This is a genomic window from Faecalibacterium sp. AF27-11BH (assembly GCF_003603005.1).
Taxonomy (GTDB): Bacteria; Bacillota; Clostridia; order Oscillospirales; family Ruminococcaceae; genus Faecalibacterium; species Faecalibacterium taiwanense.
This window is the reverse complement of record NZ_QVGS01000016.1, coordinates 53,100-62,416: the sequence shown is the minus strand read 5'-3', so window position 1 is coordinate 62,416 and position 9,317 is coordinate 53,100. Positions and strand designations below refer to the sequence as shown.

General features: G+C 50.2%; 6 protein-coding genes and 1 pseudogene. 5 read left to right on the top strand and 2 right to left on the bottom strand.

Annotated features, from left to right (window positions below):
- The first annotated feature begins 151 nt into the window (after positions 1-151).
- The 3 genes and pseudogenes from DWY76_RS12680 to DWY76_RS12670 all read left to right on the top strand — a co-directional run bounded on the left by DWY76_RS12680 (position 152) and on the right by DWY76_RS12670 (position 2,659).
- Entirely contained in the window at positions 152-1,087 is a 936-nt protein-coding gene (locus tag DWY76_RS12680) for a hypothetical protein (protein ID WP_120081514.1), read from the top strand.
- A gap of 40 nt (positions 1,088-1,127) precedes the next feature.
- Positions 1,128-1,403 (top strand): annotated as a pseudogene (locus DWY76_RS12675) (hypothetical protein); the annotation flags it as partial.
- 347 nt (positions 1,404-1,750) lie between these two features.
- Positions 1,751-2,659: a DUF4300 family protein gene (locus DWY76_RS12670; protein WP_243112044.1), complete on the top strand. Its 909-nt coding sequence runs from the start codon at positions 1,751-1,753 to the stop codon at positions 2,657-2,659.
- 139 nt (positions 2,660-2,798) lie between these two features.
- On the opposite strand, the gene DWY76_RS12665 is transcribed toward DWY76_RS12670, so the two are convergent.
- Both DWY76_RS12665 and DWY76_RS12655 read right to left on the bottom strand, forming a co-directional pair.
- Positions 2,799-3,047: a hypothetical protein gene (locus DWY76_RS12665; protein ID WP_055192190.1), complete on the bottom strand. Its 249-nt coding sequence runs from the start codon at positions 3,045-3,047 to the stop codon at positions 2,799-2,801.
- 212 nt (positions 3,048-3,259) lie between these two features.
- A complete protein-coding gene (locus DWY76_RS12655; protein ID WP_005941554.1) occupies positions 3,260-4,123 on the bottom strand; it encodes an AraC family transcriptional regulator in 864 nt (287 codons plus the stop codon).
- Positions 4,124-4,372: 249 nt separating this feature from the next.
- On the opposite strand from DWY76_RS12655, the gene DWY76_RS12650 reads away from it, so the two are divergent.
- Positions 4,373-5,743, top strand: coding sequence for a glycoside-pentoside-hexuronide (GPH):cation symporter (locus DWY76_RS12650; protein WP_120081513.1), 1,371 nt, complete (start codon positions 4,373-4,375; stop codon positions 5,741-5,743).
- A gap of 114 nt (positions 5,744-5,857) precedes the next feature.
- Positions 5,858-8,941, top strand: coding sequence for a glycoside hydrolase family 2 TIM barrel-domain containing protein (locus tag DWY76_RS12645; RefSeq protein ID WP_120081512.1), 3,084 nt, complete (start codon positions 5,858-5,860; stop codon positions 8,939-8,941).
- The last annotated feature ends 376 nt before the right edge of the window (positions 8,942-9,317 follow it).

Sequence of the window (9,317 nt, the reverse complement as noted above, 5' to 3'; positions counted from 1 at the left end):
AATTTTTAGCTTCGACAATGGCACGATTCATCCTTGTCAGTATGAAGATACGGACAGCTACGTTATCACCAAAACATTTGTAAATATTCGGCAGCATTTTTTGAACCAGCTTCTGAACGAAGAAACGTAATGCCGGGAAAGGACATTCCATATGAGTGATTCTACGTTGAAAGAGCTTTGGCAGCAGGTCGCTGAAAAGAAAAGCTGCGAAGCAAAACAGAAAGAACTGACCGCCCAGAGAGATACGCTTGCTGATTGCCTGAAAAAGCTGGAAAAATCCAAGCTGGCAGAGCAGGCTGATGTGGACCGTCTGGAGGGACACAGCCTTGCCGCATTTTTCTATCAAGTGATTGGAAAAATGGATGAAAAGCTGGACAAAGAACGGCAGGAAGCCTATGCAGCCCGCGTCAAGTACGATGCGGCTCTCCATGATCTTTCTTCCGTTGATGCCGACTTGAAGCAGATTCAAAATAGACTGGCACGGCTGTCCGATTGCGAAAGTCAGTATCAAGCTGCTCTTTCCGAAAAAATCAAAAGCATCAAAGTCTCTGCCCACCCTGCCGCACAGCAGATTGCGGAAAGCGAAAGCCGTATTGCCGCGCTGAAAGTCCAAAAACGGGAGCTGCTGGAAGCTATCAACGCCGGAAAGACCGCCCTGCATACGGTCAATGAAGTTCTGGAAACCCTCGACAATGCCGAGGGCTGGAGCACATGGGACGTAATGGGCGGCGGTTTGATGGCCGATCTTGCCATGTATGAGGAACTGGACGATGCACAGGAACAAATCGAACAGCTCCAAGTGGAACTGCGGCGGTTCAAAACTGAGCTTGCCGATGTTGAGATCACCGCAGACCTTCAGGTTACGGTGGACAGCTTTCTGAAATTTGCAGATTTCTTCTTTGACGGCCTCTTTGCAGACTGGGCGGTTCTGGATCACATCAATCAGGCACAGAGCAGGGTGGAAAACACCAAGGATCAAATCAAGCGAGTCCTTGCACTTCTGAAAAAGATGCGCGAAGATGTTGATGTCCAAATCGCTGACGAAAAAGAAAAGCAGGAGCAGCTTGCGGTGGAAACTGAGCTGTAGGGTTGGAGAGATTACTTTGTGTGCTCGGCGCAACTCAATCGTTTACCCGCCGAGAGAAAGCAACCGTGACCGCCTGTGCGGAATCATCGACACCATCCTTGCAGAGCAGCCGAAGGACTTTGAAGTTTTTCTTCAAAAGCTGATACAGCAGGGCTACGGGGTGAAGCGTGGCAAGCACACGGCGGCGAAGGGCAAGGAGCAGAAGATCAGCAGTGCCGACGAACTGCGGGAACGAGCAACGGCGGCGACGGAACGCTATCATGCCATGGGCGATTCCATCAAGGCGGCGGAAACGAGGTTGGCCGAAATCGCCGTGCCGCGCTTCGCAAGTTGGTATCCACCGTCTATCTGGAAAGCGATTTGAACCTTCCATTCAGAAAAAACGGAAAATTCTTATTCCAACTTGGGTATACTCCTGTTGTGTCCGACATGAAGAAAATCGTTCAGAAAACTGCCGCATTGTCTTTCCCCAAATGGGCGTTAGCCGTATGGGATATGGATACTTCAACATTATATATGGTCAAATACGACAGAAGTCATTGATTTTCTTTGTTTATCTGTGATACCATTCGTTACGAGACCAACGGCGTTGCTCTCTTCGCCTATGGTTGAGACTCCGGCACTCAAAGAAATTTTCCGAAAAACACAACGAGGTGACCATTTTTGAAACGTCGAACTTTTCTTGTCTGCACCGCTGCACTTTTTTGCGGTGCGCTTCTGGCAGGAGGCTGCACTCAAAAAACTTCTCAGCCCGTCCTTCAGCAAATTGAATACTCCAATTTGGCAGATTCGGATACACAAGCTCTTCTTTCCAAGCTTTTGCAGGATGCCGGCGTATCCGACCTACGGATACAGACCTTCTTTGATCATGTGCAAAAGTTCAACAATGCTGTGGACCCGGCATGGCTCACCACAGGGTTTGAAAATGCCAAGCCTTCGGATCTGAAATACGATCCTTACTCCATGCAGGACGCATGGACGGAAAAATATGACACCTTCCCCGGCTGGAACTGTCGGATTACCGCTTGTGGGCTGTTCGGTGATTTTATCACTGTCACGGGCAAGGCAGACCTTGACTCAGCCGAGGACACCCTGTTTATGGACTATGAAACACTGGATTCTGACCCGGAATCCCTTTGCGGCGACGAACGGCAAAAGTTTGATGCGCTGTTTGCCCCGGTTAAAACCACCAATACGACCGATATTCCTACCCATTTGAAAACGATTCAGCAGGAATGGAAGAAACGCGGCCTCTCCTTCGTAGAAGATGATAAGATCCGTCTTGTCTCCGTAGTCCTGCACGATCAGTTCTCTGAAACGGACAATTCTCTTATGATCGGTCATGTCGGCGTTATGATTCCCACATCGGATGCGGTATATTTCGTCGAAAAGGTCGCTTTTCAGGAGCCGTATCGCTTGTTGAAGTTCAAAAATCGGACCGAGTTGAGCGATTATCTGATGCTGAAATACGACAACTCGTGGGGACAGGATACCGCCCACACCTTTATTATGGAAAATTCAGACCTGATGGACGGCTGGCGCATTCTTGACGAACAGGAAAACGCAAGCTGAAAGTATATTATTCGTTGGAAGCCGTTCGATCTAACAAACCTTTCGCCCTCTGATGCTAAAAAGACGCTGCAACCTCTCACCCAGAGGCGGCAGCGTCCTTTTTATATCGGAATGTTTGGTTCGCAGGGGAACTCCGGGCTTATGACAGGGTATGTATAATGTGCAGAGCCATATCAGCATTTTCTTTGTCCACAAACACCTCTGTGACATACCTCGGTTTTATGCCGAGAGTTCCAATTCTCGCTTGGTCAAATGTGTTATGCCGATTGACATCTTTGGATTTGCAATAGAATTTAATTCCAGCTGCCGCCAACGCATCCGTGATGCGATTGCATTGGTAAGGGTCAGAAACTGTTGCAACTAGCGATTTGAAAAAATGCTCTAACATAAAGAGACCTCCTTGTATACCCTCTAATCTCGTACAAAGCCATCCGGCACATAATGGTCGCTGTATCCATTCGGGAGCTATTCCAATAGCCGTTCCATGCAAAGTTCCTGCTCTGCCATGATGGATTCATCCGTTGGGTCGTAGACTTGTTGGCTGTGGATCGCATTTTTTATCGGCATGGTTCTACTCTCCTTATTTATAAGAAATCTTTCTCATTTTTCAGTAGATTCTTCCAGATTCTTTCGGTACTGTGCCGGACTGACACCATACTCTTTCTTGAATACCCGGCTAAAATAGAGTGGGTTATCATACCCTACGATCTCTGCAATTTCTCCAATATTGTATTCGGTATTCTCCAATAAGCTTTGTGCATTTACCATCCGAAGGGACAGGATGTATTGTGCAGGGCTTATTTTCATGTACAGCTTAAAATTACGGATAAACCAGTTCGTACTGATATGCAGCGATTCTGCGTAATCGTCCACACTGACCTTTGTGTTATAGTTCTCGTTAAAGTAGGCAACGGCGGCTTCGATTTCTTCGGGGATGCTTGTAGTTGTTTTCTCGCTTTCCTGCTGTTGCCTGCTTACTAAAAGCAGAATGATGTTGAAGAGAGAAGCAATATAGTCTTCATAGCCATATTCGCATTGTTGCAGTTCCCGGATGATCTTTCGGAACAGCATTTTGTAATCCGGCAGTGTGCCGCTGTAAAAAACGTGCTTGTCCAAGGGTATTCCGTGATAGTTCAGGATGTTTTTGACATCGTATCCTGTAAAGTGAATCCAGAACACCTCTGGATGATCTTCTACATAGTAGACATACTTCTGGATTTCTTTCGGCTGATACAGCACCATGTGTCCAGAAGTCACCACTTCCTCAACACCATCGAACCAGAAGTGTGCTTTACCAGATGCCACATAGAGGATTTGATAGTCTCTGCGACCCTTTGCCCAAAAAGTAGGCAGCTTAGGGCGTTTTTTCAAGCGATAAGTGCCGCAACTGCCTACGACCAGCGGCTTTGAGTAGTCTTTGAAATCCAAACGGGAGTTGTTCAAATATCCTGAGTTGAAATACATCCCTGCGTCCTCCTCATCTTCAGAGATTTTACAGTGATTTGGGAAATGTTCTATCAAAAAATTACAAACTCTTTGATTTTGTGCATATTCTGTTCCATCTTGTCTATATCTTTTCGTTCCATTAGATTCTATAATATTTTCAGACGGAACGCAAGAGATTTGGGCAACTTGCGTAATGAGAATTCCAGTCTGAAGTGCGCAGCAGATTGGTCGCGCCCATACAAAACAAGCAAGATGGGAGAAAGCACAATGACTGAGAAACGTTATCTAAAGTGGTATAATAAAGTCGGCTATGGTTCAGGCGATATTGCAGGCAACGTGGTGTATGCATTCCTGTCCTCCTTCGTCATGATCTATCTGACCAACACCGTTGGCCTGAACCCCGGTATTGTCGGCACTCTGATTGCAGTTTCCAAACTGCTGGACGGTGTGACGGACATTTTCTTTGGTTCTTTGATTGACAAAACGCATTCTAAGATGGGCAAAGCCCGTCCTTGGATGCTGTACGGCTACATTGGCTGTGCCATTACGCTGGTGGCAATTTTCGCCATCCCGACCAATCTGGGACAGTTTGCACAGTACGCATGGTTCCTGATCGCATATACTCTGCTGAACGCTGTATTCTACACTGCCAACAACATTGCTTACTCTGCACTGACTGCTCTCGTCACGAAGAACAGTGCCGAACAGGTCGAGATGGGTTCTTGGCGTTTCATGTTCGCCTTTGCCACCAGCCTGCTCATCCAGTCCATCACGCTGGGTGCTGTTACGGCATTGGGCGGTGGTGCTGCCGGTTGGCGCACTGTTGCAATCATCTACGCCATCATCGGTCTGCTTGTCAACACCCTCTCCGTTTTCTCCGTGAAGGAACTGCCGGAAGGCGAATTGGTGGATACCACCGACAAAAAGGAAATCGAGCAGGACGAAAAGTACAATCTGGTTCAGGCTGCAAAGCTGCTTGCTGGTAACAAATATTATATGATGATCTGCGTCACCTACATTTTGCAGCAGATCTACGGTGCCATGATCAGCATGGGCACCTACTATGCAACCTACATCCTTGGCAACCAGAATCTGTTCGGTGTATTCTCTTGGGCAATCAACATTCCTCTGATCATCGCACTGGTGTTCACCCCGACCTTGGTTGCAAAGTGGAATGGAATGTATAAGCTGAATGTAATGAGCTATACTCTGGCAACGATTTCTCGTGCACTGGTTGCTGTAGCTGGTTACATGGGCAGCGGCAATGTGACCTTGATGCTGCTCTTTACTGCAATCGCAGCTCTTGGTCAGGGTCCTTGGCAGGGCGATATGAACGCTGTGATTGCTGCTTGCTCTGAATATACTTGGCTGACGAAGCACAAGCGTGTGGACGGAACGATGTACTCCTGCACTTCTCTGGGCGTAAAACTTGGCGGCGGTCTGGGTACTGCCATCACCGGCTGGCTGCTGGCAGCAAGCCATTTTGACAGCGCTCTGACCGTTCAGCCGGATTCCTGCATCAATATGCTGAAGATCATGTATCTGGTGATTCCGTTTGCTCTGGATGCCATCATCACCTTCATTCTGTCTCATCTGAAAGTTGAAGAAGCAAATGAAAAACTGCGTGCAGCAGTCTGATAACAAGCCATTATCATTTCTCCTTCATCTGCTGTTCCCCGGAGGAATCCAGCGATTCCTCCGGGGAGGCTGGAGAAATATTATAAAATTATAAAAGGTAAATGAGGAAATACTATGGCTGCATTTGATTTTGCAAAAGTAAAAGACCCCACCTTTTTCAAGGAAAACGTGCTGAATGCTCATGCAAGTTTCCGTACTTACGCTTCCCGCGAAGAATATCGGACAGGCTCCTCTTCTTTGGCGCTGAAGCTGGACGGTATCTGGAAATTCGCCTACGCAAAGAACTACACCAGTGCCATCCCCGGCTTTGAAAAGACGGATTACGATTGCAGCGGCTGGGATGACATTCATGTTCCGGCACACATCCAGATGGAGGGCTACGACATTCCCCAGTACGCGAATATTCAGTATCCGTGGGATGGCCGTGAAGAAGTACAGCCGGGTGAGATCCCGCAGCGGTTCAATCCGGTGGCAAGCTATGTAAAATACTTCGAGCTGCCGGAATCCATGCAGGGCAAGCCCGTCCACATCGAGTTCGAGGGTGTGGAAAGCGGCATGGCTCTTTGGCTGAACGGATCTTATGTGGGTTACACCGAGGACAGCTTCTCCGCACACGCATTCGATCTGACTCCCTATCTCCAGCCGGGCGTGAACAAACTTGCCGTGCAGGTGTTCAAGTGGACTTCCTCCAGCTGGTGCGAAGATCAGGACTTCTTCCGCTTCTCCGGCATCTTCCGCAGCGTGTGGCTGTACGCCATCCCCACCGTGCATCTGGAAGATATATCCGTCAAAACGCTGTTTGCCGGGGATGATTTTACTCATTCCACACTGGAAGTTGCATTGCAGGTGGAGGGTAAGGGCGCAGCCCGTCTGACCCTGCGCCGCAGTGAACTGGAAGTGTTCTCCGAAAAAATCGCACTGAACGGCGGCTCTGCTCTGTTCAGCCATGCGGTGGAGAACCCCCACCTGTGGAGTGCAGAGGACCCGGCTCTGTATGAACTGGAAATCGAGCTGCTGGACGATGCAGGCCATCCGGCAGAGGTGACCGGGCAGAAAGTCGGTTTCCGCAAGTTCGAGCTGAAGAACAATCGGATGCTGCTCAACGGCAAGCGCATCGTGTTCAAGGGTGCCAACCGTCATGATTTCAGCTCCATTACGGGTCGTGCTGTGGGCGTACACACCCATGAGGAACTGCTTCGGGACATCATCACCATGAAGCAGAACAACATCAATGCCATCCGTACCAGCCATTACCAGAATCAGGATGCACTGTACGACCTGTGCGACGAGTATGGTCTGTATCTGATCGCAGAGAACAATCTGGAATCCCATGGCACATGGGACATCCATCAGGCGGGCATTCGCGGCATCGAGGGCGTTTTGCCCAATGATAAGCCGGAGTGGAAAGCTGTCTTGTTTGACCGCATGAATTCCACTTGCCAGCGTGACAAAAATCACCCTGCTGTTCTGATCTGGTCTCTGGGCAACGAATCGTTTGGCGGTGAGACCCTGCTCCAGATGGCAGAGATGGTCCGCCGCTTTGATGACACCCGTCTGGTGCATTACGAAGGTGTGGTCAACGATCCCCGCTTCCTCGAAACCACCGATATCGAGAGCCATATGTACAGCACTGTGAAGGACATTAAAGAGTATCTGGCACAGGGCGATAAGCGGCCTTATATCGAGTGCGAATATTCTCATGCTATGGGCAACTCCAACGGTGCTTTGCACAAGTACACGGAACTTGCCGACCAGAAGGACTGCGGCTATCAGGGCGGCTTCATCTGGGATTACATCGACCAGTCCATCTGGAAAAAAGACCGCTACGGCAAGTGGTTCCAAGCCTACGGCGGCGACTTCGGTGAGCGTCCTACCGACTATAATTTCAGCGGAAACGGCATTGCCTACGGTGGTGACCGTGCTCCTTCTCCCAAGATGCAGGAGGTCAAGTTCTGCTATCAGAACATCGCAGTTTCCATCGACAATTCTGGATTTGAAGTCTGGAACAAGAACCTGTTCACCTCTACGGATGCTTTCGACTGCGTTGCTCTGCTGCATCGTGATGGAAAGCTGTATCAGCAGCAGGAACTGATCAATATTGATGTTGCTCCCGAAGAGCGTTCCAGCTTCCCGCTGCCGTTTATGGTTCCTGCGCTCCCCGGTGAATATGCAGTGACCATCAGCTTCCGTTTGAAGGAGGACACCAGCTGGGCAAAGAAAGGCCATGAAGTCGCCTTTGGACAGGGTGTGATCGCTGTGGTTCGTTCCATTCCCAGCAAGAAGGTCACGCCGTTTACCGTTACGCACGGTACACACAACATCGGTGTCCGGGGTGAGAATTTCGATGTTTTGTTCTCCGATCTGAATGGCGGCCTGACTTCCTACCGCTATGCCGGCAAAGAGATGATTCAGGAGATTCCCCGTCCCAACTTCTGGCGCGCTCCCACCGACAACGACTGCGGCAACAACATGGGCGGCGTTCGCGGTCAGTGGAAGCTGGCAAGCCTGTACGCTACCGCCAAGGGCATCGGCAAGGAGATCCCGTCTGTTCACGGCGGCACCATCCTCCAGAACCCCACCTGCGAGGTGGAAGCCGACAGCGTGGTCGTGACTTATCTCTATAACCTCCAGACCAGCCCCGCAGCAGAGTGCAGCCTGCAGTACCGTGTGTTCGGTGATGGCCGCATCCAGACCACCCTGCACTATGACCCGGTGGAAGGACTTGCAGCAATGCCGGAGTTCGGCGTACTGTTCAAAATCGACGCTGACTACGACACGGTGGAGTGGTACGGAAACGGCCCTGCGGAGACCTACTGGGATCGTCAGCATGGTGCAAAGCTGGGCATTTACCAGAACAAGGTCGCAGACAACATGGCACAGTACCTTGTGCCGCAGGAGTGCGGTGCAAAGACCGCTGTGCGCTGGGCAAAGGTAGTGGACCGCAAGGGTCGCGGGCTGCTGTTTACCGCGGATGCCGCAAAGCCCATGTTCTTCTCTGCGCTGCCCTACACTCCCCATGAAATGGAGAGTGCCAAGCACCCCTACGAGCTACCCCCGGTGCATTACACGGTGATTCGTGCCATCGGCGAGCAGATGGGCGTCGGCGGCGATGACAGCTGGGGTGCCAATGTCCACCCGGAGTATATTCCTGATGTGACTAAGCCTGTGGAGTTCACCTTTACGTTCCGTGGCATCTGATGATTGCCCGCAAATGAGATGTTCTCTGTGAAAAAAGCGATCAGCCTGAATCTGAACCAGCCGAACTAGCATCCCTTGTTGGAGAGCGGATCAGAAAGATCCGCAAAGAAGAGGGGTTAAGCCTAGAGCTTTTTGCTTTAAGCCATCAATGAGCCACCAGCCGCAAGTGCAGGGTGGAAAACTTCCGCGCCCTTGCGCCTGATAAAAATTGGAACTTTGATTTTCTCGCCCGACTTTGCCACGGTGGGACGATCAAAGGAGCGTGCGTTTGAACAAAAAGAAAAAGTCCACAAATACTTCCCCTTATCCCGATGAAGTCATTGACCGTCTGGCGCGGGCATTCTACCCGGCCATCCTTGTCTGCTGGAACAGCGCG